Below are 25,496 nucleotides of genomic sequence, written 5' to 3'. Positions count from 1 at the left end.
CGGTGCAGAAGGTCATCCACTACGAGCGCGGCCTGGAGAAGTTCACGCCGTTGCGCAACATCGTCACCTACGACGACTTCGATCGTGGCTTCAACGGCTGGCTCGACCTGACGCCGAACTTCGTCAACGACGACTACCGGCACTACCCGTCCGAGGTGGACCTCGCCAGCTGGGCGCCCTCGATGATCAGTGCGGCGCCTATGCGCTTCGCCGCCACCCACGGGTCGATGGAGGGCACCTACTCGCTGAAGCTGAACACCAAGGCGGTCGCGAACCGCTACGAGGAGCAGCCGGCGAACGGGAGCATGGGCGTCGCTCTCAAGCGGCTCTCGAACTTCGACCCGAACATGCGCTACATCCAGATCGAGGCCTTCTACGCCTACACGCCGCAGCAGGACCGGCTGGGGTTCGGCGAGGAGGACCTGCGGGCGTTCGGGTTCTACTTCGACCTGCAGGACCACGAGTACCGCTGGATGCCCGGCGTGCGCTACGTGAACTCCGTCAACGGCGAGCTCACCAAGAAGTGGCAGTACTGGAAGGTCGCCGACGGAGTGACCAAGAAGGACTGGTGCTACGGGCGCGAGGACGGCTGGCAGCGTCCCGGGGTCGACAACCTCTGGTACGGCCGCCGCCGTGCCGACGGCTCGGCCGACGCCTTCCAGTGGGTACCCGATGGCGACCAGGACCTCCTCTACAACGAGAGCCCCGACAAGCTCAACTGGCTGTACTTCCGCCTGCTCATCGACTTCCAGCGACGCGAGTACGTCGAGCTGCAGAGCATGGACCGGACCTTCGACCTGCGCGGTCTGACGCCGACGCTCGTCACGCCCTACAAGAGCATCACGAACTTGATCAACCCGATCTTCTTCGTCGAGACCGACACGAATCGCAGCGTGAATCTCTTCCTCGATTCCGTCGTGTACTCCACGGAATGACCACAGCCCACCGTAGAGCGACCCGGAAGGCCCTGCTCAGTGCGCACTTTCGCCACCTCCGTCATCGAACGTCGTCTCGAGATCACAGCCACCCACACCACCCACCCGTACGAGGCGGGCTGGGCTGAGGAGGCGGTCTTCTTCGTCCAGATCGAAGGAGACCACCCGGAGCTGACCGTCCAGGCACAGATCTCGCCCGACGGGCTGAACTGGGTCGATCGCGGCCGTCCCCACGTGGTGGCGGCAGACGAGCAGATCCTCGCCATCGAGTTGGCGAACTTCGGCGGCTGGCTCCGGCTGGCCTTCACCGGCGCGACGGCGCAGCGGCCCGCCACCGTGCTGGTCCATCTCGCCCTCAAGGGCTGACGACCACCCGAGGGATCGCCTCGATCGAGAGGAGGACAGCACTGATGCTTCCCCAACTCATCCGCCGACTCGGCCTCATGATCTTCACCGTGTGGGGAGCCGTGAGCCTCACGTTCGTGATCCTCCGGCTGGCACCCGGTGACCAGGCCACCGTGCAGCTCGGGCCGGATGCGACCGCGGCCGACGTGTCCGCGTTACGCGAGGAGCTCGGGCTCAACCGGCCGATGCTGGTGCAGTACCTGGACTATCTGGGCTCGGCGCTCACCGGTGACTTCGGTGAGTCGTACCGCTTCCGGGACTCGGCGACGGCGGTCATCCTCGAACGGTTCCCGGCGACCGTCCTGCTCGCGGGGACGGCGACCGCGCTGGCGCTGACGATCGGCCTGCTCCTGGGGGTCCTGGCCGGTCGTGCGCCGGGAAAGCTCCTCGACCGCGCGATCTCCGGCATCACGCTGGTCATGCAGGCCATCCCGTCGTTCTGGTCGGGCATCATGCTGATCCTGCTGATGGCGCTGACGCTGCGGCTCCTGCCGAGCGCGGGGTCGGGCGATCTGCAGCACCTCGTGCTGCCGGCGATCACCCTCGCGATCCCGTTCACGGCGCTGGTCGCCCGGATCACCCGCAGCAGCGTCGCGGAGGTGACCGCCGAGCCGTACATCATGACGGCACGGTCGAAGGGGTTGCCGGAGCGGCTCGTGCTGAGCCGCCACGCCGTGCGCAACTCGGTGATCCCGGTGGTGACCATCGTGTCCCTGCACATCGGCACCTTGATGGGTGGCGCGGTGATCGTCGAGCAGGTCTTCGCGTGGGAAGGGGTCGGATCGCTCCTCGTCGGCGCGGTCGGCAACCGCGACTACGCCATCGTCCAGGGCGCGACCGTCCTCCTGGCGATCGTCGTGGTGACGATGAACCTGCTGGCCGACGTTCTCAACGCGCGGCTGGATCCACGCATCCGGGCGGGGGTGGCGTCGTGACGACGATGGGACTGGTGCAGAACCCGGCGCCGCCGGCGCCGCTGGCGCCGGCGCGGACCCGGCGCGCCACGGTGCGCCGCGTGGTCGCCGCGATCCCGATCATGATCTTCGGCCTGTACATCGTCGCGGCGATCATCGGCCCGCTGCTCATCGACTACTCCCCGGTGGGCGGGGAGCTCGACGACCGCCTCCTTCCGCCCGGCTCGGTGCTCAGCGACGGCGGCACGGCCGTGTTCGGCACCGACGCACTCGGCCGGGACGTGTTCGGTCAGGTCGTCTACGGGGCTCGGACGTCGGTGTTCATCGGCACCCTCGTCGTCCTGATCAGCGCCCTGATCGGGCTCGCGGTCGGTACCGTCGCCGGGTACCGGGGCGGCAAGACCGATCTCGTGGCGTCGCGCGTCATCGACGTCCTGCTCGCCTTCCCCGGCATTCTGCTGGCCATCGTCATCGCCGGGGTGTTCGATCGAAGTCTCGCCATCGTCGTCATCGCGCTGAGCGTGACCAACTGGATCGGCTTCGCCCGCCTCTCGCGTTCGATGGCCATGACGTTGCGGGAGCGCGACTGGGTCAAGTCGGCGACGGTGATGGGCGTGCGGCGCCGGCGCATCATCGCGCGGCACATCCTGCCGTTCATCGCCGGGCCCACGCTCGCGCTGGCGACCACCGAGTTCGCCGGCGCCATTCTGGCTGAAGCTTCGCTGAGCTTCCTCGGGCTCGGCCTGCCCTCGGCGTCGGTCTCCTGGGGTCAGACCATCGCGGCCGGAAAGGAATACCTCGCCAGCGCCTGGTGGATCTCCGCCATTCCCGGCATCGCGCTCGCGCTGCTCGTCATCTGCGTGGGCTTCACCGGAGATCGGCTCACCCGCTACTTCGGCCGAAGGCAATGACGAGACGTCAGCAGGGCGCACCACCCCACACAGTCGAACGCAGCTCAGTGAGGAGCAACGCCATGAGATCCCTACGACACTCCGCCATCACGGCGACCGCACTGCTCGGCCTGCTCGGAGTCACGGCATGTGGCGCCGGCGACGATTCCACCGAGAGTGGTGGTGAAGCAGGTGGTGGCGAGATCGCCGTCGCCGGTCAGTTCCCTACCGAGTCCATCGACCCGAACGGACCCCTGGCCATCGACGGTGGCACCCGGGTCGCGTCGATTCAGCTGTACAGCCCGCTGCTGCAAACGATCGGACCGGGCGAGTTCGACCCCATCGTCGCGGAGAGCTGGGAGATCAACGACACCGCGACGGAGTTCACCTTCACGCTGCGTGACGGGATCACCTTCTCCGACGGCTCGCCGATCACGGGGCAGGACGTGGCCGCCTCGTTCGAGCGCACGGTGGCATCCGACAGCCCCTTCTCCGCGAACTTCGTCGATGTCGCCGTCGCGGCGACCGACACCACGGTGACCTTCACGACTGCTGCCCCCGACCCGGCGCTTCCGGCCAAGCTGACGGGGCTCATGATCACCCCGGCCAGCGCCACCGAGGACAGCTACCTGGACACGCCGGTCACCTCGGGCCCGTTCCAGGTGGAGTCGTTCACCCCCGGCGGAGAACTCGTCATGGTCCCCAACGAGAACTACTGGGGCGACCAGCCGCAGATCGACAAGCTCACCATCCGGTCCATCCCCGAGGTCGCGGCGAGGGTCACCGCACTGGAGACGGGCGAGCTCGATGTGATCTGGGGCATCTCCGACGACCAGGTCAAGCAGCTCGGCGGCAACACCGAGGTCGAGGTCCTGTCCGCGGTCGGCTCCAATGTGACGACCATGTGGATGAACGCCTCCACCCCCGCCCTGGCGAAGGCGGAGGTGCGGCGGGCACTCTGGCAGGCGGTCGACTTCGACAAGAAGATCGACGCGCTCTATCCGGAGAGCGGCGAGCCCGCGGACTCCGTCGTCGCCCCCACGGTGTTCGGCTACGCGCCGCAGGAGCCGGTGGTCTACGACCCCGAGGCGGCGAAGCAGGCGCTGATCGACGCGGGCTTCGACTTCGACACGACGCTGCGCTTCCACTTCTCCCAGGCGCAGTTCCGGCAGTGGGTGGACTCCGTCGTGGCCGATCTCGCCGCCATCGGTGTCCACGCGGAAGCGTTGGAGAAGGAACAGGCCGTCTACACCGAAGACCTGCTGGCCCTGAACTGGGACATCAACATCCAGCAGGTCGGCACGCTCGGGCTGGACGCCTCGTACAACCTCGGCCGGCTCTACACCTGCGCGGCGGAGCGGACCGGCTACTGCAACCCGGAGCTGGACGAGATGCTGCGCCGGGCCGGAACCTCCGTCGATCCCGCCGAGCGGGAAGCGGCCTACGCCGAGGCGACGGAGCTCATCTGGACCGAGGCCGTGGGCATGTACCCCATGTTCGTGAAGAACCTCTTCGCCGCTCGGACGTCGGTGTCCGGCTTCGAGCCCGACGGAGAGGGACTGCCGCGATTCGACACGGTCTCGGTTGATGAGTGACGGACGCCTCCGGGTCCGGGATCTGACGATCAGGCTGCCCGGCCCGCGCGGCATGGCCGACGTCGTCGACGGCGTCTCCTTCGACATGGTCGAGGGCCGCACGACCGGACTCATCGGTGAGTCCGGCAGTGGGAAGTCGTTGACGGCGATGGCCCTGGTCGGACTGATCCCGGAGACCGGAGCGGCCGGCGGGCAGGTGCTCCTGGGCGAGGAGAACCTGCTCGAGGCCGGCCGGGCGCGGATGCGGCAGGTCCGAGGGACCGAGATCTCGGTCGTGTTCCAGGACCCGTCGACCGCGCTCAACCCGACCATGACCATCGGGGACCAGGTCGGCGAGATCCTGCGGGGCCGGGGAGTGTCGCGGAGCCAGGCGCGGGTGCGGGCGGCGGAGCTCCTGGACCACGTCGGCATCCCGGACGCGGCGACCCGTGTGGGCGCGTACCCGCACGAGTTCTCCGGCGGCATGCGTCAGCGGGCGATGATCGCCCTGGCGCTCGCCGGTCGGCCGAGGTTCATCCTGGCCGACGAGCCGACGACGGCGCTCGACGTCACCGTCCAGGCCCGGATCCTCGCGCTGCTCGGCCGCCTCCGTGACGAGGACCACCTGTCGATGCTGCTGGTCAGCCACGACCTGCGCGTGATGTCGCACGTCGCCGACGACCTCGTCGTCATGTACGCGGGCCGGGTCTGCGAGCGCGGTGGTGCCAAGGCGGTGCTCAACCGGCCGCTGCATCCCTACACCGACGCGTTGGTGCGCAGTGTTCCCTCGGTGCACGTCAGATCGACGATCGCCGATCCGCTGCCCGGCAGCCCGGCCAACCCGTTCGACCGGCCGGCAGGCTGCCCGTTCAACCCGCGCTGCCCGCGCGCGCAGGACCGGTGCCGGACCGAGGCGCCGGCGCTGCGCGAGATCGCCCCGGGCCGGCTCAGCGCCTGTCACTTCGCGGAGGACCTCCGATGACGGCGGCCGGCCTGCGGATCACGGACCTCACGGTGACCTACCCCGGGCCTCGCGCCGCCGGCCTGATCGGCCGGCGGACGCCCGTCACCGCGGTCGACGCCGTCAGCCTCGCCGTCGCGCCGGACGAGACCCTGGCCCTCGTCGGTGAGTCGGGGTCCGGGAAGTCCACGATCGCCCGTGCGGTCGTCGGGCTCGTCGCCGCGTCGGCCGGCTCCATCGAGTTCGACGGGGCGTCGCTGCTGGAGCTGCGCCCCCGGGACCAGTGGGCGCGGCGGAACATCGCGATGATCTTCCAGGATCCCCGGTCCGCGCTGAACCCGCGCCTGCCTGCGGCGGCCTCGATCAGCGAGGCCTGGGAGGCGCACCCCGACGTCGCTCCCGAGGGCGTGCGCCGTGACGCGCGACGGCGGCGGGAGGCCGTCGTCGACCTGCTGGCCCAGGTCGGGCTCGATCCGGACGTCGCGGGGAAGCGCCCGACCGCGCTGTCCGGCGGGCAGTGCCAGCGCGTGAGCATCGCCCGCGCACTGGCGCTCAGCCCGAAGCTGCTCATCTGCGACGAGGCGGTGTCGGCCCTCGACGTCTCGGTCCAGGCGCAGGTGCTGCAGCTCCTCGTCAGCGTCCGGGCGGCGCGCTCGCTGTCGATGCTGTTCATCACCCACGACCTCGGGGTGGTGCGTCAGGTCGCCGACCGCGTCGCGGTGATGCGCCGGGGCGAGCTGGTCGAGAGCGCCGACGTCCACACGTTGTTCGCCGCACCGCAGCACGACTACACCCGGGAGCTCCTCGCCGCCGCCGTCGACCTCGACGTCAGGAGCTGACCACCCGCACGGCACGTCCTCGTCCGCAGTGAGACCACCCAAGGAGAAGGACAGATGACCGATCGCATCAACCGACGCATGATGATCCGTTCCGCCGCCGGCGCAGGCGTCGTGGGCGTCGGCGGGCTCGCGCTGGGCGGCACCGCCCACGCCGAGACCGCGCCGCCGAGCCTCGTCGAGGCCGACGGCACCCCGGTCCTGACGCCGCAGCAGTTCGGCGCCCTCGGCGACGGCGTGGCCGACGACACCGCCGCGATCCAGGCCGCGATCGACGCCGCCCGGTCGCAGCTGAACAAGATCGTCGTCCTCCCGCCCGGGCAGTACAAGGTCACGTCGACCATCGTCGTCGGCGACCACGAGTACGAAACACCCGGCGAGCACCTGAACCGCTTCGTCCTGCGCGGGTACGGCATGTTCGGCGAGGAGTCGTCGAAGATCACCTTCCACCACGACGGCGTCGGCATCCGGTGGGAGGCGTCGCTCGGCGGCATCCACGGCATCGCGTTCGACGCCCCGGTGAAGACGGCGAACAACGTCGCCCTCCACGTCGCCCGCAACTCGGCGAACACCGACGACACCGACGTCACCATCGTCGAGTGCTCGTTCCTCCGCTTCCAGCGCGCCATCGAGAGCGTCGGCCGCGGCTTCCTCTTCACGAAGAACAAGATCGCCGTCTGCACCACGGGCATCACCATCTCGTGGCCGGCGGGTGAGATCCCGGGCGGCGAGGTCCACAAGCTGCCGTACGGCCTGCGCAAGTGGCTGATCACCGACAACCACTTCCACTCGAACTTCGACGCGATCATCTTCAACGGCGCCCCGGACGGCGAGTTCCGCGGCGCGGTGATCAGCAACAACCTGCTCGACATCGGCCGCCGGCTGTTCAAGGGCAGCCTGACCAACTCGACCATCAGCGGCAACGTGGTCGAGAACGGCAACGGCAACGCCATCATCGAGATCGGCTCCGGTGGCCACAACCTCACCATCACCGGCAACGTGATCGGCGGCTTCGACACCACACCGGGCGCACACGAACCGCCCATCTACGCGATCAGCTTCCTCGCGGGCGTGGCGGCGACGAACGTCACGATCTCGGCGAACACGTTCAACTGGCTCCGCGGCTCTCCCATCGGGTTCGCCGGCTCCGCCGACAAGGTCAGCATCACCGACAACTCCTTCGACCACTACAACCTGGCCAACACCGCCGTTCACGGCGCCGTGCGCGTGCAGGGCGACGCCACCCGGTTCGCGATCGTCGGCAACGCCTTCTCGGCCAACCGGAACGCGGCCGGGCTACCGATCCGGGTCGACGGCACGTTGAGTGCGTCCAACGTCGTCGGCAACGTGTTCGAGCAGGGTGCTCTGGTCGCCGCCGGCTCGATCAGCGCCGACTCGTTCGTCGAATCCGCGCCGGGCAGGTTCACGAGGCTCGAGGTGGCCGCCGCGAAGGACGCCGCCGCACGCGTGCACAGCACGGCGACCGACGGCATCGCCGCGGGCGACGGCTACGGCGGCTATCTGGTGGAGAGCGCGCTGACGGAGGGCGCGGGGCCCGGCGTCAAGGGCGGCGTCGAGGTCGTGGCGGTGAACGCGTCCGGCTCGGCGGCCACCAACCTGCTGTGTTCGACGAACTCCACGAACGAGGTGGTCGCGTTCCAGGCCAGTGTCGCGGGCCTGATCCCGCCCACGGACAACGCCCGCGACATCGGCAGCCCCGACGCGAGTATCCGGACGGTGTACACCTACGCCACCCGGCTGCATCCGTACACCGTCGCCACCATGCCGTCGGCCGCCGACGCGGCGGGCGCGCTCATCCAGGTCGTCGACGGCCGCGCCGGCGGACCCTGCCTGGCGATGTCCGACGGCACCGCGTGGCGCACCGTGCCGCTGGGCAACGCGGTCAGGTAGCGACCATGGATGACGATGTGACCCCGGCACCGTGGTGGCGCGACGCGGTGATCTATCAGCTCTACCTCCAGTCGTTCGCCGATGGCAACGCCGACGGCATCGGCGACATCGCCGGGCTGCGCAGCAGGATCGGCTACCTGTCCGATCTCGGCGTCGACGCCGTCTGGATCACGCCGTGGTTCCGCTCACCGCTGCGCGACGCCGGCTACGACGTCTCCGACTATCGCGCCATCCATCCTCGGTACGGGTCCGTGGACGAGGGCCGGGAGCTGATCGACGAGTGCCACGCGGCCGGGATCAAGGTCATCCTCGACATCGTCCCCAACCACACGTCCTCGGACCACCCCTGGTTCGTCGATGCGCTGCACTCGCCGCCCGGTTCCGCGGAACGTGCCCGCTATCACTTCCGCGCCGGGCGCGAGGGCGGGCAGCTGCCGCCCAACGACTGGCTGAGCGTGTTCGGCGGTCCCGCCTGGACCCGTGTCGACGACGCCTCCGGCCACCCGGGCGAGTGGTACCTGCACCTGTTCGACGCCTCCCAGCCCGACCTGAACTGGGACAGCGGCGACGTCCGGTCGGAGTTCGAGGACATCCTGCGGTTCTGGTTCGACCTCGGGGTCGACGGGTTCCGCATCGACGTCGCCACCGCGCTGGTCAAGGCGCCCGGGCTACCGGACCTGGGATATCCCGACGGCGCGTTCCTCGCCGACCTGACCCTCGCCGACCACCCGCACCGCGACCGCGACGAGGTCCACGACATCTATCGCAGCTGGCGGAAGCTGGCCGACTCCTACGACCCGCCGCGGATGTTCGCGGCCGAGGCGTGGCTCGACGACCCGGACCGGCTGTCGCGGTACGTCCGGCCCGACGAGCTGCACACCACGTTGAACCTGCACTACCTGAAGTCGGCGTGGACGGCGGACGGCATGCGCCGCGCCATCGACGCCTCGATCACGGCCACGTCGGCTGTCGGGGCGCCGACCACCTGGGCGCTGTCGAACCATGACGTCGAACGCGTCGTCACCCGCTACGGCCGCGCCGACACCCGCCGGCGCCCGGGTGTGTCCGGGCCGGAGCTGGGCCTGGTCGACGAGGCGCTGGGCCGGCGCCGGGCCCGTGCGGCGGCGCTGCTGACCCTGGCGCTCCCCGGGAGCGTGTACCTCTATCAGGGTGACGAGCTGGGGCTGGCCGATGCGCACGTGCCGGAGCACGCTCGGCAGGACCCGATCTGGATCCGGTCCGGCGGGCGGCGCTGGGGTCGCGACGGCGCCCGGGTCCCGTTGCCGTGGACGCCGGAGGGCAGCTCGTTCGGGTTCGGCGACGACGGCGCCTGGCTTCCGCAGCCCTCAGGGTGGGGAACGCACGCGGTGTCGGCCCAGGCGGGCGACGACTCGTCGTTCCTCGAGCTGTACCGCCGCGCCTTGCGTCTGCGGCGGTCACATCCGGCTCTGGGCGGAACGGGCGAGGTGCACTGGTGCGAGGCGCCGCGTGACGACGTCCTCGTGTTCACCCGCGACCCGGGCTTCGGCTGCGTCGTCAACTTCGGTTCGACCCCGGCGCCGATCGCCCTGGACGGCCGCGTCGTCCTGTCCAGCGACGACGGAGCCGCCGAGGGCGAGGTCCCTGCCCACGGCGCGGTCTGGTTGGATCTCCACCCGAGGAGCCGCGTATGACCACGTCCGAGCGCCCCAACGTCGTGCTGATCCACTGGCACGACGTCGGCACCCACTTGGGTGCGTACGGCCACGGCGACGTGACGAGCCCCGCCGTCGACCGGCTGGCCGCCGAGGGGCTCCGATTCGACCAGGCGTTCTGTACGACACCGCTGTGCAGCCCGGCCCGCGGTTCGCTGTTCACCGGCCGCTACCCGCACACGAACGGACTGATGGGCCTGGTCAACCGGGGCTGGGAGTACCGGCCGGGCGAACGAACCGCGCCGTCGTTGCTGTCCGAGCTCGGCTACCGGACCGCTCTCATCGGCCAGCAGCACGAGAGCCGCGACTCGTACCGGCTCGGCTTCGACGAGGTCCATCCCTGGCTGGACGGCCCGGCCCGGTGCGGTCCGGTGTCGGAGAAGGCGGTGGAATGGCTCGACGCGGCACCGGCGGAACCGTTCTTCCTCACCGTCGGGTTCTTCGAGACGCATCGCCCGTATCCGGTGGAGGAGTACCCGCCGGTCGACCCTGCGACGGTCGAGGTTCCGCCGTACCTGCCGGACAACCACCACACGCGGGCGGACCTGGCCGCGTTCCTCGGCTCGATCCGGGTCGCCGACGCCGCCACCGGCCGGGTCCTCGACGCCATCGACCGGGCCGGCCTGGCCGAGTCCACCCTGGTCCTCTTCACCACCGACCACGGGATCGCGTACCCGCGGGCGAAGGGCACGCTGTACGACCCCGGCATCCGGGTGGCGTTCCTCGCCAGGCCGCCGCGATCGTGGAACGTCGCGCCGGGAGCTCCGGACGGGCTGCTCAGCCACCTCGACGTGCTGCCGACCCTACTCGAGCTGGCCGGTGGGGAGGTGCCGCGGTTCGTCCAGGGGAAGAGCTTCGCCGCGGTCCTGCGCGGCGAGCCGGGGCCGCGGCGCCGCGAGGTCTTCGCGGAGAAGAACTACCACGACGAGTACGACCCGATCCGGAGCATCCGCACCGACTGGTTCGCGTACATCCGCAACCTCGAACCGGGCACGCCGCCGAGGCTGTCGGGCGACATCGAGCGCAGCCCGATGCGGCCGGGCCTGGGGGAGGATCGGCTGCGGCCCCGGCCGGCCGAGGAGCTCTACGACCTCGATCACGACCCGTGGCAGCGGCGCGATCTCGCGCAGGATCCGTCGTACACGCAGGTGAAAGCCGATCTCGCGGCGCGTCTCGAGGCATGGATGTTCGAGACGAACGATCCGGTTCTGGCCGGAGTCGTGGTGCCTCCGAGCGGCTCCCTCGACGAGGGGCCGGGGGCGCCATGAGCGACCGGCCGACACGATCCTGCGCACTCGACTTCGGCCTCGAACCCGAAAGGGCATCATGAATCTGCAACTGTCCGGAATGATCCCACCAGTCGTCTCGCCACTGACCCCCGATCGCCGTCCCGATATCGGTGCCGTGGAGCGGCTCACGGCGCACGTCCAGGACGGAGGCGCCGCAGCGCTGTTCATCCTCGGGTCCTGCGGTGAAGGGCCCACTCTCGAGCCAGGGGTCGCGAGCGAGATCGCGAGAGCCTACGTCGGCGCCGTCGCCGGATCCGTTCCGGTGCTGGCCGGCATCGGCGAGACGAGTACGGAGCGCGCTCTGCGGGCCGGCCGGGACTTCGAGCAGATCGGTGTCGACGCCCTGGTGGTGATGGCGCCCATGTACTTCGACACCGACACCGACAGCGCGGTCCTCCGGCACGTCACCGCCATCGCGGAGACGACCAGCCTCCCTCTTGTCGTCTACAACATCCCGCACCTGACGCACCATCCGATCACGCCCCGGGCGCTTCGGGAGATCGCCGCGATCGATTCCGTGATCGCGCTCAAGGAATCGTCAGGCGACTGGGAGACCTATGCCGCTCTGGCCGAAGTCGCCGGCGCCGCGGGACTTCGAGTGTTCCAGGGCGCCGAGGCACTCATCGCCCGTAGTCTCGCCGCAGGGGCGCACGGCGCCGTACCGGGGATCGCCAACGTGGTTCCGGGCCTCGCCGCCGAGCTCGTCCAGGCCGGGCTGAGTGGCCACACGACGCGCGCGGCGGCGCTCCAAGCCCAGCTCGACGAGGTGTGTGCGGTGTATCGGCCCGCGTTCTGGCTGACGTCTCTCAAGGCCGCCCTGGCCGAGCTCGGGATCGTCGGCTCGACCGCCGGCCAGGCGCTCGCCCCACCTGACGCCGATGGGCTGAGCGAGGTGCACCGGATCCTGACGGCGGCCGGCCTCCCAGCGCCCTCGAGCCGACGTCAGAAGTTTCCTCCAGAGTCTTGTTGAGTCTAGAATTTTTCTCTAGACTGGCGCGCATGCCCCGTCTCCGATCCGCCTCGCATCCGTGAACGGGCCGGCGGACCGGCCGCTGTGGCTGCACTCGATGGCGACCCCGGAGACCGATGCGGTCGGCTGCCTGCGGATCGCCCACCGGCTCGGACTCGACGGGGTCGAGCTGATCGTCGATGAGGAGTATCCGGCGGCGCTGCGGCTGCGCGCCCGCCGCGACGAGGTGACACGAGTGGTGGGGGCGGCCGCGAAGCTGGGTCTGCGGATCGGCGCGCTGTGCTCGTACGTGCGCGACATCGACGCGGACTCCGAGCACCGGCGACGGACGGCGGTCGACGAGCTGCGCCGCACGGTCGAGCTCGCCGCGGCGGTGGGCGCCGGCCACGTGCGTGTTCTCGCCGGTCACGACCACGACGGAGCGGCGCGACCGGCGGCCGCGCGTCGTGCGGCACAGTCGCTCGCGGAGGCGTCCCGGCACGCCGATGCGGCCGGGGTCAGCCTGAACGTCGAGAACCACATGGACACCTTGGCCACCAGCGCCCGCGCCACCCGTGAGCTGGTCGAGGCCGCCGCGGCGCCGTGCGTGGGCGTGCTCTACGACCAGGCGAACCTGGCCATCATGGGTGCCGAGGACGCCGCGGCTGCGGTTCGGGTGCAAGAGCCGCTCATCCGCCACGTCCATCTCAAGAACTTCCTGCCGCCGGCGGCGGACCGGCGTCCCGTCGGACTCGCCGCCGGTGTCGTCGAGTGGACGGCCGTACTACCCCTGCTGGCCGGCTACACCGGCGCCATGACGCTCGAGTACGAGCGGCGCTGGTATCCGCGACACCTGCCGCCGGCCGAGCTCGGACTGCCGGCGGACATCGACTTCGTCCGCCGCGTCGGCGCCTTGTCGCCCGAACCGACCCATGAGGAGAGGCCCGTATGAACATCGTCAGCTTCCGCCGTCCGGCCGGCCCAGATGCGGCCGTGGGCTGGGGTGTCGTCGTCCCGGACGAAGCGGTGATCTACGACGCCACGTGCGCGGGGCCGCACGTCCCGGCGGAGGTCATGACGCTGCTGGAGCTGCCCGCCGACATCCGCGACGCCGTCCTCGCCGACGTTCGGGTGGCGGCTTCCGCCGGGCCCGGCGAGGCGTTCGTCCCGCTCCGTGATGCCGAGTTGCTGGCGCCGATCCCGCGGCCGCGCCGCAATGTCTTCGCCGTCGGTGCGAACTACCGCGGGCACGTCGCGGAGTCGGAGCACTCGACCGCGGTACCGGAGCGACCGATCTTCTTCAGCAAGGCGACGACGACGGTGACCGGTCCCGGCCGGGTCGCGGTCGACCCGGCGCTGACGGAGCGGGCCGACTGGGAGGTCGAGCTGGCGGTGGTGCTCGGCGGAGGAGGGCGGCACCTCTCGCGGGAGGCGGCCGCCGACGCGGTCTTCGGGTACACCGTCGCCAACGACATCTCCGCCCGTGACCAGCAGCACGGCCGTCCCGAGGGCCAGTGGTTCCTCGGCAAGAGCCTGGACGGGTTCTGCCCGCTCGGCCCGTGGCTGGTGACGAAGGACGAGCTGCCCGACCCGCACGCGCTGCGGCTCACCCTCACCGTCAACGGCGTCGTGAAGCAGGACTCCACGACCGCGGACATGGTCTTCGACGTGCCCGCGCTGCTGGCCGAGCTGTCCCGCTACGTGACGCTGCAGCCGGGTGACGTGCTGCTCACCGGCACACCGTCCGGCGTCGGCGACGCCCGCACGCCACCGGAGTACCTGGTGCCCGGCGACGAGGTGGTGGCGCACGTCGAGGGGATCGGCGCGCTGGCCACGACCATCGTCGACGGTGCCCGGTGAGCGCCCGCGTCGTCGTCGCGCTGGGCGACGACCTGCGCCGGCGGATCCTCGCCGAGCGTGACCTGGACCGGCTGGCCGCGGCCGCCGACGTCGTGCTGTCCCTGGACCCCGCCCTGTTCGCGACGGCCGACGCCTGCGTCACCGGCTGGGACACCCCGCCGCTGCCGCCGTCGTCGTACGCGGACGGCGCCCGGCTGCGGCTGGTCGCGCACACCGGGGGATCGGTGCGGCACCTGGTGCCGGCCGTCGCGCTGGACCGCGGCGTGCGGGTCACCCAGGTCGCCGCGGTGCTGGCCGAGGCGGTGGCCGAGTTCGCGGTGATGTCGATCATCGCCGGGCTGCGCGACGCCGCCGGGTTCGCGACGGCGCTGCGCTCCGGTGCGCCGTGGGCGGACCTCGCCGCCCGCCCGCCGGGCCGGCTGCTGCGCGACCAGACCGTCGGCATCGTCGGCGCCAGCCGCACCGGCCGGGCGACGCTGCACCGGCTGCGTCCGTTCGGCTGCCGCTGCCTCATGTACGACCCGTACCTGTCCGCCGAGGACGCGGCCGCGCTCGGCGCCGAGCCGGCCGGCCTGCCGCGGCTGCTGCGCGAGTCGGACGTGGTGTCGCTGCACGCCCCGGTGCTGCCGTCGACCCGCGGGATGATCGGCGCCGCCGAGATCGCGGCGCTGCGGCCGGGCGCGCTCGTCGTCAACACCGCCCGTGCCGCCCTGGCAGACGGCGCCGCGTTGCTGGCCGCCGCCGCGGCCGGGCGGATCCGCGTGGTCACCGACGTGTTCGACACCGAGCCGCTGCCCGTCGACGACCCGTGGCGGCGCGCCGGCGGCGTCGTCGCCACCCCGCACATCGCCGCGCTGACCGCCGAGACCCTGCGCGAGCAGGGCGCCGTGACCGTCGACGAGGTGCTGCGGTTCCTGGACGGCCGGCCGCTCGTGCACGAGATCACCCGCGCGGCCTACGACACCTCGGCGTGAGGGCGGGCCCGACGACGGCGCCCGCCCTCACGCCGAGGACTCACAGGTCGTCGAGCGGCAGGTGCAACCGGGCCGAGCCAGACGGCACGGTGTTCTGCTGCATCAGCGTGCTCACCTGCGTCGCCGTCAGCGCCTGGTTCAGCAGCCACACCTCGTCGACGGAGCCGCTGAGCGGGCTCTGCCCGTCCGGCCGCTGCCCGACGTGGATGCCGTAGGCCGCGCCGAAGGACAGTGAGCCGGTGATGGCGCCCGCGGAGTCGGCCAGCGCGCCGTCGACGTACAGGGCGGTCCCGCTGCTCGACCGGGTCAGCGCGACGTGGTGCCACTCGCCGTCGGCGTACGCGCCCGGCGCCTCCAGCGACGCCGCCGTCGTCCCGTCGTTGAGGCTGGCCCGGATCCGGTTCTGGCCGGGCTCAAGCCGGACCCACCACTGCGGCATGGTCGCGCCGAAGTCGTGTGCCCAGAGGATCGCCTGGTCGGAGGTCTCCGAACTGCGGAACCAGGCCGACGCGGTGAACGGCTGGCTCGCCACCCGGATGCTCGTGGCGTCGGCCACCTCGACGTGGTCGGCGAACGACAGTTCGGCCGCGTCGCCCACGACGCCGCCGACCGGCGTGGCGCAGCCGGCGACGGTGACGGCGTTGCCCTGCCCGGACGTGTCAGGTGTGGACTGTGCGCTGCCGGCGCACTCGACGGTGTCGAGCGGCAGGTGTGCCACGGCGGCGCCGGCCGGGGGAGTGTTGGACGCCGCCAGCGTCGCGACCTCGCCGGCCGTCAGTGCGCGGTCGAACAGCCAGACCTCGTCGGCGGCGCCGCGCAGCGGGTTGTTGACGCCGTCGACGCGCGCGCCGACCCGGATGCCCGTGCGCGGATCGCCGGAGACCGAGCCGGAGATCGCCGGCCCGCTGCCGGCCGCGACGCCGTCGACATAGATCGTGATGCCGGTGCTACTGCGGGTCAGCGCGAGGTGGTGCCACTGCCCGTCGGCGAAGGCCCCGCTGGCGCTGACCGCCTGCGACGCCGACCCGTTCTCGAGCGTCGCCCTGATGCGGTTCTGTTCGGGCTCCAGCCGCACCCACCACTTCGGCTCGCCGTCGATGCGCGAGTACCCCCAGAACAGGGCTTGCTGGAACGTCGTGTCCGAGCTGCGGAACCAAGTCGCCGCGGTGAAGCCGCCGGTGCCGAACTCGAGGTCGTTCGTCGCGGGCAGCTCGACGTAATCGCCGGCGAGCTCCATGCCGGTGCCGAACTCGGCGTCGACGAGGCGCGGGTCGCCGCTGACCAGGCCGTCGTGGCCGTTCCCCGAGGTATCGGGCGTCACCGGCGTGGGGTCCGGCGTTCCGTCCAGCAGGTCCAGCGGCACGACGGCAAAGCTGATGCGGTGGCTGTAGAACAGCTCGGTCTCGTCGTAGAGCCGCTCGCCGTTCTCGAACAGCACGCCGACGGTGTCGCCGCCCAGGTCGACCAGGTCCGAGTAGCCGGACGGGCCGTCGTAGACCTTCAGGCCCTCGGTCCAGGTGGCCGCGTCGTCGGTGCTGGACCACAGCGTCAGGTTCTCGCGCGCCGTCGGGTGACCCGGCGCGGAGAACACCAGCCGGCTGCCGGCGCCGTCGGCGGCGTTGACCACCGAGCCGCCGATCTCCGACGTGACGACGTCGCTCATCGCGCCGAACGTCGCGTCGAACGACTCGCCGCCGTCACTGCTGGTCGTGTCGACTCGCAGGCCCGGACTGTCGCCGCGCTGGTCGCGCGAGTTCATGTAGAGGGTGCCGTCGTCGAGCTCCACCGCGGTCGACTCGTGCGGGTGGAAGCCGGTGGTCTGCGGCTGGTCGACGGCGCCGAGCTCCCAAGTGTCGCCGTCGTCGTCGCTGTAGAGCATGTGCGCGCCGAGCAGCCGCGGGTCCAGGCAGTCGATGCCCGACCCCGGCGGCGGGTCGATCGAGTGGTTGCCGGGGATGACCAGCCGGCCGGGGTGCGCCGGGTCGGTCAGCGTGAGGCCGTGGCCGGGCCCGCCGACGAAGTGCCCCCAGTTGGACGGCCGGACGGAGGCGGTGATCTCCTCCAGGCCCTGCCAGGTCTCGCCGTCGTCGGGACTGAAGATCGTGAAGCCGCGGCGGGTGTCGGTCTCGCTGGCCAGGCCGCAGCGGACGTCCTCGCCGGTGACGGTGCCGCCGGTGCGGGTCATGTTCAGCACGACGGTGCCGTCCGTGGCGATCATCGGCACCGGGTTGCCCCACTTGTTGGCGCCGTCGTCGGCGATGACGTTGAAGTCGATCCAGGTCATACCGCCGTCGAGGGATCTCTTCATGACCATGTCGATGTCGCCGTTGTCGGTCGCGTCGTTGACGCGGCCCTCGGCGAAGGCGAGCAGGCTGCCGTCGGCGGCCTCGATGATCGCGGGGATGCGGAAGCTGTGGTAGCCGTTCTCACCGCGTTCGAAGACGGTGCTGGCGGTGACGCCGTCGGCAAACGGGGTCGCGGCGGCGGGCGACGATGGAGCGGACAGCGCCGCCATGCACAACAGCACGGCGGCGGCCGGAACGGCCGCGCGATGGCGGCGCCGGCGGATGCGTTCGGACATGGGTCTCCTCGATTCGCTGGGGTCGGGGTTGCCTGCGTAGGGAGATCACCGGGACGCGGTGGGGCGTCCACGTATGGGTCCGGACGTCGGCAGGCGGGCGGCCCGCGGGCACACGGCGGCATCGCGGTCAGTGGCCGGAGTCGGGGGAGAGCGCAGCCTGAGTCCCTGCGGCCAGATAGATGTGGTCGATGAGTCGCATGGCCCGCCAGCAGTCGGCGAGGGTCGCGATGGGCGGGCGCCCGGTGCGCAGCCGGTCGAGGGTGTCGGAGACGAAGCGCACGTAGCGTTCGGCGATGGACAGGCCGCGGCGGACCCGGTCGCCCGACGACGTCGACACGACCACGTCGGAGCGGCGTTCGACGAGGTACGCGCCGGGTCCGGCGACGCGGAACTCCTGGTCGCTGGCGTCGAGGTGACCGTGGGTGTACCCGGCCTCGAGCCCGAAGACGCCGCCGTCGGCGCCGCCGATCAGGGCCGTGGCGTAGTCCTCGACGGCGCCGCGGTACAGGCCCGACGACGTCGCTGCGGCTAGCACCTCGGGGTCGTCGCCGGCGAGCTGGCAGATCGCGTCGGCGCCGTGGCTGCCGAGGTTGCGCAGCGCACCACCGCCGGAGACGTCGGGCCGCAGCATCCAGGGGACGCCCTCCTGGACGTACCGGACCGGCGCGCCGTTGATCACCCGGAAATGGCCGTGCACGACGGTGGACAGGTGGCCAGCCGAACGCAGCGCCTGCAGCTCCTCCCAGAACGGGCCGTAGCGGTTGATGAACGCGACCGCTCCGAACGCGCCGGCCCGCTCGGCGAGCGGCAGCAGTGGCTCGAGCTCCGCGCTGTTGAGGCCCGAGGGCTTCTCGATGGCGAACGGAATGCCCGCCTCCATCAGCCGTCCGGCCAGCGCCGCGGCTTCCGCGTGCCGGGGCATCGCCCACACGACGTCGAACCCGCCGGCCGCGAGCAGGTCGTCGACGGTGGGGTGGACAGTACAGCCGAACTCGCGCGCCCAGCGCTCCGCGGCCGCGGGGTCGTGCGGCTCACACACCGCCGTGACCTGCGCCGACGCCGCCGCGAACCCGCGCACGTGCATGCCTGTGTGCCAATGGCCCGCACCGGCGAGTGCCACCCGGAACCTCGTCATCTCTGCGCCTCCATGGGCGGCACCCTAGCGACTGGTGGAAACTTTTGCTAGTTATCAGTTTTCTCCATTGACATCGCCTCGGCGGCGCGAATACGGTGCTCGGAACGTGCAGGCAGGGCCAGGCAGAAGGGAAGGCGCGATGACGCGCGGACCGTGGTTCGGACCGAGATACACGAGGCGCCACCTGCTCCAGCTGGGCGGCGCCGCCGCCCTACTCACGGTGGCGGGCTCGGCCTGCTCCGGCGGCGACGACGGCGGCGATGGCCCTGCCGGCGGGGGAGCGGAGAAGGGACCCGAGGCGCCGTCGCTGGCCGAACGGGTTGCGGCCGGCGAGCTGCCGCCCGTCGCGGAACGGCTGCCGGTCACGCCGCTGGTCGTCGAGCCGGTCGGCTCCATCGGGCAGTACGGCGGCGACTGGAAGACCGCGCTGCTCGGGCCCGGCGACGTCGCCTGGCTGGCCCGCACTGCCGGCTACGAGCTGCTCATGCACTGGAGCATCGACTTCACCGAGCCGGTGCTCAACATCGCCGAGTCGGTCACCCAGGAGGACGGCGGCAGGGCCTACACGATCGGCCTGCGCGAGGGCATGAAGTGGTCCGACGGCGCACCGTTCACGGCCGACGACATCGTCTTCGCCTACACCGACGTCATCGCCAACGACCAGCTCCTGGTGTGCCGCGGTGGCTGACGACGGTCAGTGGGCAGCCCGCGGCCATCGAGAGGGTCGACGACCTCACCGTCCGGTTCACCTTCGCCGAGCCGCAGGGCCTGTTCCTGCAGAGCCTCTGCATGCCCGACGAGGGCGGCCTGCTCACCAGCTACCCGCGCCACTACCTCGAGCAGTTCCATGCGACGTACAACTCGGACGTGGCCACGGTGGCCGCCGCCGAGGGCGCCGCCGACTGGGTCGCGCTGTTCACGTCGAAGGTCGGCTTCTCGATCCTGCTCGACGCGGGCTTCTGGCAGAACCCGGAGCTGCCCCGCCTCAACGCCTGGACCGTCACGAGGCCGCTGGGCGAGAGCGAGCAGGTCGTGCTGGAGCGCAACCCGTACTACTTCAAGACCGACCCCGACGGCTCCCAGCTGCCCTACCTGGACCGCGTCGTCTATACGGTGGTCAGCGACGAGGAGCTGATGCTGCTGCAGGCCACCAACGGCGAGCTGGACATGCACATGCGGCACATCAACTCGCTGTCCAACAAGCCTGTCCTCGCCAACAGCCGCGAGGACGGCGACTACGACTTCTTCGACATCGTCGACGGCAAGATGAACCAGGCCGTCATGGCGCTCAACCTCGTGCACCAGGATCCGGTGCTGCGCGAGGTCTTCCAGAACAAGGACTTCCGCATCGGGCTGTCGCACGCGATCGACCGCCAGGAACTGATCGACGCGGTCTTCCAGCAGCAGGGCCAGCCGTGGCAGGTCGCGCCGCGCGAGGAGTCGGACTTCTACGACGAGGAGTTCGCTCAGCAGTACACCGAATACGACGTCGGCCTCGCCAACGAGCACCTCGACCGCGCCGGCTACACCGAGCGCGACGGCGACGGCTTCCGGCTGCGTCCCGACGGCGCCCGCATCGCCTTCGCGCTCGACGTCGCCACACCCAGCCTGTTCCCGTTCCACCCCGACGTCACCGAGCTGGTGGCCGGGTACTGGCGCGAGGTCGGCGTCGACGCGCGGATGAACCCCATGGACCGGTCGCTGTTCATCGAACGCCGCGAGGCCAATCTGCACGACGCATCGGTCTGGGTCGGCGACGGCGGGCTCCTGGACGGCCTGCTGGACCCTCGCTACTACTTCCCGTCGCACACCGGCTCGAACTGGGGGGTGCCGTGGGCGAACTGGTACAACAACGCCGGCGACCCGAAGGAGCAGCCGCCGCCGCGGATCGCGGAGCAGATGACGCTGTACGACCAGCTGCGCGCGACGCCGGAGGACGAGGCGCGCAAGGAGATCTTCCGGCAGATCCTGGCGATCTCGAAGGAGGAGTTCTGGCTCATCGGGACGGTGCTGCCCATGGGCGGCTACGGGATCGTCAAGAACTCCTTCCGCAACGTCTACGAACCGATGCCGGTCTCCGCGGTGTACCCCGAGCCCGGCCCGAGCCGCCCGGAGCAGTACTTCCATGCCTCGTGATACCACGTCGCGTCCCAACGTGCTGGTCGTGCTGACCGACCAGCAGTTCGCGGGCGCCATGAGCTGTGCCGGCAACCCCGACCTGAGCACGCCGGCCATGGACTCCCTCGCCGCGGCCGGCGTGCGGTTCCCCGGCGCCTACTGCGCGCAGCCGCTGTGCAGCCCGTCGCGGGCCAGCATGGTCACCGGCCTGATGCCGCACCAGACCGGTGTCACCGGCAACGCGGCGGAGCTGGACGACGGCCTGCGCAAGCGCTCGCTCGGCCACCTGTTCGCCGGCGCCGGCTACGACTGCGCGTACGGAGGGAAGTGGCACCTGCCCGAGTACGACATGACCGGCGATCACGGCTTCCAGCGGGTCTTCGGCTTCGGCGACGACCACCTCGCCGATGACTGCGTCGCGTTCGTCGAGGAGCCGCGCGACCGGCCGTTCTTCCTCGTCGCGGCGTTCGACAACCCGCACAACATCTGCGAGTGGGCCCGCAACGAGCCGCTGCCGTGGGGCGACGTCCCCGTCGCCGCGACCGAGGACTGCCCGACGCTGCCGGCGAACTACCCGATCGCGCCGTACGAGCCGGAGCTGATCCGCATCGCGCAGGCCCAGTTCCCGCGCTGGTACCCGGTCACCGGCTGGTCCGACGACCACTGGCGGCACTACCGGCACACCTACTACCGGCTGTGCGAGAAGGTCGACGCGCAGATCGGCCGGCTGCTCGACGCCGTCCGCGCCGCCGGGCTTGCGGAGGACACGCTCGTGCTGTTCTCCAGCGACCACGGCGACGGCATGGGCGCGCACCGCTGGAACCAGAAGTGGACGCTGCACGAGGAGTCGGTGCGGGTGCCGTTCATCGTGTCCTGGCCCGGTGTCACCACGCCCGGGGTGGTGGCGGACGACCTCGTCTCAGCCGGCGTCGACGTGCTGCCGACGCTGTGCGATTTCGCCGGCATCAACGTCCCGGACGGCCTGGCCGGGTCCAGCCTGCGCGCCGTCTGCGAGGGACGCGGCAGCGACGGCCGGCCGGACCAGGTCGTCGTCGAGACCAAGTGGGAATCGCCGGCGCTGCCGCACGCCGACGGGCGCATGCTGCGCACCCGCCGGTACAAGTACGCCGTCTACGCCTGGGGCCGCGACCGCGAGCAGCTGTTCGATCTCGAGACTGATCCGGGGGAGATGGTGAACCTCGCCCAGGACGCTCGGCACCGGAGGGTGCTCGACGAGCACCGGTCCCGGCTGGCCGACTGGTGCGAACACACCGGCGACGACTTCCTCCGCGTCCGGCTGCGCGGCTGACACCCAAGACGACCGCCCTGCGGTTACCGTTTGATCGGAATTGGAGCCCGACATGACCTCCGAGCCTTTGCATGGGACGCCCGAGGGGGCGGACACCCCGTCCTGCCTCGAGCGGCTGCGCCGCGCCCGGCCGAACCTCAGCGGCGCGCGGGCCCAGGTGGCCGACACCGTCCTGGCCGACCCGTGGAAGGCCCGCGGCGTCGCGATCCAGGTCCTCGCGCATGCCGCGGGCGTCTCCGAGAACGCCGTCAGCCGGTTCACCCACGCGCTCGGCTACTCCGGCTACCGCGAGTTCGCGCAGGCGCTGTCGCTCGACCTGGGCAAGACGCTGGGCTTCGCCCACTCGCACCCGGTCGACCTCGCGCTGGAGGCCCGGGCCGGCGCCGGCGGCGTCAGCGACCTCATCCAGCGGGTCATGGCGCTCGAGGTCGAGTGCATGCAGGACACGCTCGCCAACCTCTCCGAGCCGGCGCTGCGGCACGTCGTGAACAGGCTGGCGACGTCGCCGTCGGTGCTGCTCGTCGGTACCGGGACGGCCGCTCCGCTGTGTCAGATGCTGTCGTACAGGCTGGCCAGCATCGGCGTCGCCGTCGCGTGGACGTCGGACCCCATGGTCATGCTCGCGCAGGTGTCGCGGCTGCGTCCCGGCGATCTCGTCCTCGGCATCTCCTACTCGGGCCGGTCGCGCGACACCGTCCAGGCGCTGCACTACGCCAAGAGCCACGGCGTCGAGACCGCGGCGCTGACGGCGAACCCGCAGTCCCCGCTCGGCGACGTCGTCGAGACGTCCCTGACGATCTTCAGCGCGGCCGTGCCGCGCGGGGCCGCCCAGTTCAGCGCCCGGGTAGCCGGGCTGGCGCTGCTCGAGGCCATCGCGACCGCCGTCGCCGAAGCCAAGGGCGGCACGTCACTGGCGGCGCTGGACGAGCTCGGCGCCGGTCAGGAACGCCTCAACGACCTGCCGTCGGACTGGCGCGGCGACTGACCGGGGCCCTTCTCCTCGCCCAGTCACCGGCGCCCGGCGGGCGCCGTCCACCCGACCTCTCTTGGGGGGTGTCGTTTCTCCATGGCCGCATTCCTGGCGCGCCGGCTGCTGTACATGGTGCCCACCGTGTTCCTGATCTCGCTTGTGGCGTTCGTCATCATCCAGCTGCCGCCCGGCGACTACCTGACCACGCTCGTCGCGCAGTACGCCGCGCAGGGCGAGTCGCTGGACCAGACCCAGCTGAACGCGCTGAACCAGCGCTACGGGCTGGACGACCCGTTCTACGTCCAGTACTGGAAGTGGATCTCGGGGATCCTCTTCCACCTCGACTTCGGGCAGTCGTTCGAGTGGAGCCGATCGGTGTCCAGCCTGCTCGCCGACCGGCTGCCGCTGACGATGGCGTTGGCCGGACTTACGCTCCTGCTGACGTGGGTCGTCGCGGTGCCCATCGGCGTGTACTCGGCGGTCAAGCAGTACTCGATCGGCGACTATGTCGCCACGACCATCGGGTTCCTCGGCCTCGCGACGCCGAACTTTCTGCTCGCGCTGGTGATGTTGTGGGTCGCGTTCAGCACGTTCGGGCTGTCGGTCGGCGAGGCCAACCCGGTGACGTTCGCGATCGCGATCCTGGTGCTCGGCACCGCGGGCACGGCCGGGTTGATCCGGATCCTGCGCGCGAACCTGTTGGACGAGCTGCGAAAACCGTACGTCGTCGCCGCGCGGGCCCAGGGTCTGCCGGAACGGCGCTTGCTGGTGCGCTATCCGCTGCGGGTGGCGATGAACCCCTTCTTCTCCACGATCGGCTGGCTGCTGCCGAGCGTGGTCGGCGGCGAGGTGATCGTGGCCACGGTGATGAACCTCAACACCGTCGGCCCACTGCTGCTGGGCGCGCTGCGCAGCCAGGACATGTACCTCGCCGGCTCGATCATCCTCATCCTCGGTGTCCTGACGGTCGTCGGCACCCTCGTCTCCGACATCGCGCTGGCCTGGCTCGACCCGCGGGTCCGGCTGCGCTACCGGTAGGGAGCCCTCATGTCTGCGCAGGTCACACCCCAGGCCGAGGTCACGGAGCCCGCAGCGCCGGTGGCGTCGCAGTGGCGGCTCATGTGGTGGCGGTTCCGCAAGCACAAGCTGGCTCTGGGCGGGCTGATCGTCACGGCGCTGCTCTATTTCGTCGCGGTCTTCGCCGATTTCCTGGCGCCGTACGACTCCGGGCAGCTGGATCCGGAGTACACCTACGCGCCGCCGCAGTCGCTGCACGTCGTCGACACCAGCGACGGCTGGGACTGGGGCCTGTACGTCCACGGGTACACCGCCGAGCAGGACCCGGAGACACTGGAGATCCGGTTCGCGGTCGACGAGAGCACCAAGGTGCCGGTCGAGCTGTTCGCCCGCGGGCCGTCGTACCGGCTGTTCGGGTTGTTCGAGACGAACATCCACCTGATCGGCCCGGCTGACCCGGACGGGCCGCCGATGTACCTGCTCGGCGCCGACCGGCTCGGCCGCGACCAGCTGTCGCGCATCATCCACGGCACCCGGGTGTCGATGTCGGTGGGCCTGGTGGGCGTCGCGGTCGCGTTCGTCCTCGGCATCACGCTGGGCGGGGTGTCCGGCTACTTCGGCGGCCGCGTCGACACCGTCATCCAGCGCATGGTCGAGTTCTTCATGTCGCTGCCGACGCTGCCGTTGTGGCTGGGGCTGGCCGCCGCGGTTCCCACCAGCTGGAGCCCGCTGACCAGATACTTCATGATCACGGTGGTGCTCTCGTTCGTCGCGTGGACGAGTCTGGCCCGCGAGGTGCGCGGCCGGTTCCTATCGCTGCGCGAGGAGGACTTCGTCATGGCCGCCAGACTCGACGGCGCGGGCCGGCGGGCGATCATCTTCGGGCACATGCTGCCGTCGTTCACGTCGCACCTCATCGCGACGCTGACGCTGGCGATCCCGGCGATGATCCTGGCCGAGACCGCGCTGTCCTTCCTGGGTCTGGGCCTGCAGCCGCCGGTGGTGTCGTGGGGCGTGCTGCTGCAGGAGGCGCAGCAGATCCGGGTGATCTCGACCGCGCCCTGGCTGCTGCTGCCGGGCCTGGCCGTGGTGATCGCGGTGCTGTCGCTGAACTTCCTGGGCGACGGGCTGCGCGACGCCGCCGATCCGTACCGACGATGACAGGGGACGCGGA

Annotated in this window: 22 protein-coding genes; 20 read left to right on the top strand and 2 right to left on the bottom strand. The window is 70.9% G+C overall.

Translation table 11 applies throughout. The features are described 5' to 3' along the window. Positions 1 to 2: 2 nt before the first annotated feature. From BLU82_RS20920 to BLU82_RS20855, 14 genes are all read left to right on the top strand, one after another. Positions 3 to 935: a DUF6772 family protein gene (locus BLU82_RS20920; RefSeq protein ID WP_092623015.1), complete on the top strand. Its 933-nt coding sequence runs from the start codon at positions 3 to 5 to the stop codon at positions 933 to 935. 39 nt (positions 936 to 974) lie between these two features. Next, positions 975 to 1,301, top strand: coding sequence for a DUF6385 domain-containing protein (locus BLU82_RS20915; protein WP_092623014.1), 327 nt, complete (start codon positions 975 to 977; stop codon positions 1,299 to 1,301). A gap of 44 nt (positions 1,302 to 1,345) precedes the next feature. Beyond that, positions 1,346 to 2,275: an ABC transporter permease gene (locus tag BLU82_RS20910; protein WP_092623013.1), complete on the top strand. Its 930-nt coding sequence runs from the start codon at positions 1,346 to 1,348 to the stop codon at positions 2,273 to 2,275. Positions 2,276 to 2,355: 80 nt separating this feature from the next. Beyond that, positions 2,356 to 3,165, top strand: a complete 810-nt coding sequence (locus BLU82_RS20905) for an ABC transporter permease (RefSeq protein WP_197682363.1) — start codon at positions 2,356 to 2,358, stop codon at positions 3,163 to 3,165. Between the two features lie 62 nt (positions 3,166 to 3,227). Continuing rightward, positions 3,228 to 4,739, top strand: a complete 1,512-nt coding sequence (locus BLU82_RS20900) for an ABC transporter substrate-binding protein (RefSeq protein ID WP_157741163.1) — start codon at positions 3,228 to 3,230, stop codon at positions 4,737 to 4,739. Beyond that, on the top strand, positions 4,732 to 5,700 hold the full coding sequence (locus tag BLU82_RS20895; protein ID WP_197682362.1) for an ABC transporter ATP-binding protein: 969 nt from the start codon (positions 4,732 to 4,734) through the stop codon (positions 5,698 to 5,700). Before BLU82_RS20900 ends, BLU82_RS20895 begins: the two co-directional genes overlap by 8 nt. Next, on the top strand, positions 5,697 to 6,518 hold the full coding sequence (locus BLU82_RS20890) for an ATP-binding cassette domain-containing protein (RefSeq protein WP_092623009.1): 822 nt from the start codon (positions 5,697 to 5,699) through the stop codon (positions 6,516 to 6,518). Before BLU82_RS20895 ends, BLU82_RS20890 begins: the two co-directional genes overlap by 4 nt. A 54-nt stretch (positions 6,519 to 6,572) precedes the next feature. After that, positions 6,573 to 8,426 (top strand): right-handed parallel beta-helix repeat-containing protein, encoded by a 1,854-nt coding sequence (locus tag BLU82_RS35190; RefSeq protein ID WP_197682361.1) that lies wholly within the window; start codon positions 6,573 to 6,575, stop codon positions 8,424 to 8,426. A gap of 5 nt (positions 8,427 to 8,431) precedes the next feature. After that, a complete protein-coding gene (locus BLU82_RS20880) occupies positions 8,432 to 10,099 on the top strand; it encodes a glycoside hydrolase family 13 protein (RefSeq protein WP_092623008.1) in 1,668 nt (555 codons plus the stop codon). Next, the gene (locus BLU82_RS20875; RefSeq protein WP_092623007.1) at positions 10,096 to 11,388 is read left to right on the top strand and encodes a sulfatase; all 1,293 of its coding nucleotides are present in this window, start codon (positions 10,096 to 10,098) and stop codon (positions 11,386 to 11,388) included. The genes BLU82_RS20880 and BLU82_RS20875 overlap by 4 nt, the downstream gene beginning before the upstream one ends. A 58-nt stretch (positions 11,389 to 11,446) precedes the next feature. Continuing rightward, positions 11,447 to 12,379, top strand: a complete 933-nt coding sequence (locus BLU82_RS20870) for a dihydrodipicolinate synthase family protein (RefSeq protein WP_092623006.1) — start codon at positions 11,447 to 11,449, stop codon at positions 12,377 to 12,379. A gap of 58 nt (positions 12,380 to 12,437) precedes the next feature. Then, the gene (locus BLU82_RS20865; RefSeq protein WP_092623005.1) at positions 12,438 to 13,310 is read left to right on the top strand and encodes a sugar phosphate isomerase/epimerase; all 873 of its coding nucleotides are present in this window, start codon (positions 12,438 to 12,440) and stop codon (positions 13,308 to 13,310) included. Then, positions 13,307 to 14,218: a fumarylacetoacetate hydrolase family protein gene (locus tag BLU82_RS20860; RefSeq protein ID WP_092623004.1), complete on the top strand. Its 912-nt coding sequence runs from the start codon at positions 13,307 to 13,309 to the stop codon at positions 14,216 to 14,218. Before BLU82_RS20865 ends, BLU82_RS20860 begins: the two co-directional genes overlap by 4 nt. Then, positions 14,215 to 15,192 carry a hydroxyacid dehydrogenase gene (locus tag BLU82_RS20855; protein WP_092623003.1) on the top strand — a complete coding sequence of 326 codons (978 nt, stop codon included), beginning with the start codon at positions 14,215 to 14,217 and terminating at the stop codon, positions 15,190 to 15,192. Before BLU82_RS20860 ends, BLU82_RS20855 begins: the two co-directional genes overlap by 4 nt. Before the next feature lie 40 nt (positions 15,193 to 15,232). Here BLU82_RS20855 and BLU82_RS20850 read toward each other — a convergent pair whose 3' ends face one another. Together BLU82_RS20850 and BLU82_RS20845 are read right to left on the bottom strand one after the other, a co-directional pair. Next, the gene (locus BLU82_RS20850) at positions 15,233 to 17,773 is read right to left on the bottom strand and encodes a sialidase family protein (RefSeq protein ID WP_092623002.1); all 2,541 of its coding nucleotides are present in this window, start codon (positions 17,771 to 17,773) and stop codon (positions 15,233 to 15,235) included. 127 nt (positions 17,774 to 17,900) lie between these two features. After that, a complete protein-coding gene (locus BLU82_RS20845) occupies positions 17,901 to 18,908 on the bottom strand; it encodes a Gfo/Idh/MocA family protein (protein WP_092623001.1) in 1,008 nt (335 codons plus the stop codon). 139 nt (positions 18,909 to 19,047) lie between these two features. On the opposite strand from BLU82_RS20845, the gene BLU82_RS36030 reads away from it, so the two are divergent. From BLU82_RS36030 to BLU82_RS20815, 6 genes are all read left to right on the top strand, one after another. Then, a complete protein-coding gene (locus tag BLU82_RS36030) occupies positions 19,048 to 19,596 on the top strand; it encodes an ABC transporter substrate-binding protein (protein ID WP_092623000.1) in 549 nt (182 codons plus the stop codon). Next, complete coding sequence (locus BLU82_RS20835; protein ID WP_157741162.1) at positions 19,581 to 21,044, top strand: ABC transporter substrate-binding protein; 1,464 nt, start codon at positions 19,581 to 19,583, stop codon at positions 21,042 to 21,044. The genes BLU82_RS36030 and BLU82_RS20835 overlap by 16 nt, the downstream gene beginning before the upstream one ends. Continuing rightward, on the top strand, positions 21,034 to 22,335 hold the full coding sequence (locus BLU82_RS20830; RefSeq protein ID WP_092622998.1) for a sulfatase: 1,302 nt from the start codon (positions 21,034 to 21,036) through the stop codon (positions 22,333 to 22,335). Before BLU82_RS20835 ends, BLU82_RS20830 begins: the two co-directional genes overlap by 11 nt. Before the next feature lie 52 nt (positions 22,336 to 22,387). Beyond that, positions 22,388 to 23,320, top strand: a complete 933-nt coding sequence (locus BLU82_RS20825) for a MurR/RpiR family transcriptional regulator (protein ID WP_157741161.1) — start codon at positions 22,388 to 22,390, stop codon at positions 23,318 to 23,320. An 81-nt stretch (positions 23,321 to 23,401) separates the two neighbouring features. Further along, a complete protein-coding gene (locus BLU82_RS20820; protein WP_092622996.1) occupies positions 23,402 to 24,343 on the top strand; it encodes an ABC transporter permease in 942 nt (313 codons plus the stop codon). A gap of 9 nt (positions 24,344 to 24,352) precedes the next feature. Continuing rightward, positions 24,353 to 25,483: an ABC transporter permease gene (locus tag BLU82_RS20815; protein WP_092622995.1), complete on the top strand. Its 1,131-nt coding sequence runs from the start codon at positions 24,353 to 24,355 to the stop codon at positions 25,481 to 25,483. Positions 25,484 to 25,496 lie beyond the last annotated feature (13 nt).

It is taken from the genome of Jiangella sp. DSM 45060, assembly GCF_900105175.1.
Taxonomy (GTDB): domain Bacteria; phylum Actinomycetota; class Actinomycetes; order Jiangellales; family Jiangellaceae; genus Jiangella.
The sequence above is the reverse complement of the archived record's forward strand: the minus strand, read 5'-3'. Positions and strand labels throughout refer to the sequence as shown.

Coding starts and splice junctions, on each gene's coding strand:
- BLU82_RS20910 (WP_092623013.1), top strand. CDS start 1,346: ATGCTTCCCCAACTCATCCGCCGACTCGGCCTCATGATCTTCACCGTG.
- BLU82_RS20900 (WP_157741163.1), top strand. CDS start 3,228: ATGAGATCCCTACGACACTCCGCCATCACGGCGACCGCACTGCTCGGC.
- BLU82_RS20895 (WP_197682362.1), top strand. CDS start 4,732: ATGAGTGACGGACGCCTCCGGGTCCGGGATCTGACGATCAGGCTGCCC.
- BLU82_RS20890 (WP_092623009.1), top strand. CDS start 5,697: ATGACGGCGGCCGGCCTGCGGATCACGGACCTCACGGTGACCTACCCC.
- BLU82_RS35190 (WP_197682361.1), top strand. CDS start 6,573: ATGACCGATCGCATCAACCGACGCATGATGATCCGTTCCGCCGCCGGC.
- BLU82_RS20880 (WP_092623008.1), top strand. CDS start 8,432: ATGGATGACGATGTGACCCCGGCACCGTGGTGGCGCGACGCGGTGATC.
- BLU82_RS20875 (WP_092623007.1), top strand. CDS start 10,096: ATGACCACGTCCGAGCGCCCCAACGTCGTGCTGATCCACTGGCACGAC.
- BLU82_RS20870 (WP_092623006.1), top strand. CDS start 11,447: ATGAATCTGCAACTGTCCGGAATGATCCCACCAGTCGTCTCGCCACTG.
- BLU82_RS20860 (WP_092623004.1), top strand. CDS start 13,307: ATGAACATCGTCAGCTTCCGCCGTCCGGCCGGCCCAGATGCGGCCGTG.
- BLU82_RS20850 (WP_092623002.1), bottom strand. CDS start 17,773: ATGTCCGAACGCATCCGCCGGCGCCGCCATCGCGCGGCCGTTCCGGCC.
- BLU82_RS20845 (WP_092623001.1), bottom strand. CDS start 18,908: ATGACGAGGTTCCGGGTGGCACTCGCCGGTGCGGGCCATTGGCACACA.
- BLU82_RS36030 (WP_092623000.1), top strand. CDS start 19,048: ATGACGCGCGGACCGTGGTTCGGACCGAGATACACGAGGCGCCACCTG.
- BLU82_RS20830 (WP_092622998.1), top strand. CDS start 21,034: ATGCCTCGTGATACCACGTCGCGTCCCAACGTGCTGGTCGTGCTGACC.
- BLU82_RS20825 (WP_157741161.1), top strand. CDS start 22,388: ATGACCTCCGAGCCTTTGCATGGGACGCCCGAGGGGGCGGACACCCCG.
- BLU82_RS20820 (WP_092622996.1), top strand. CDS start 23,402: ATGGCCGCATTCCTGGCGCGCCGGCTGCTGTACATGGTGCCCACCGTG.
- BLU82_RS20815 (WP_092622995.1), top strand. CDS start 24,353: ATGTCTGCGCAGGTCACACCCCAGGCCGAGGTCACGGAGCCCGCAGCG.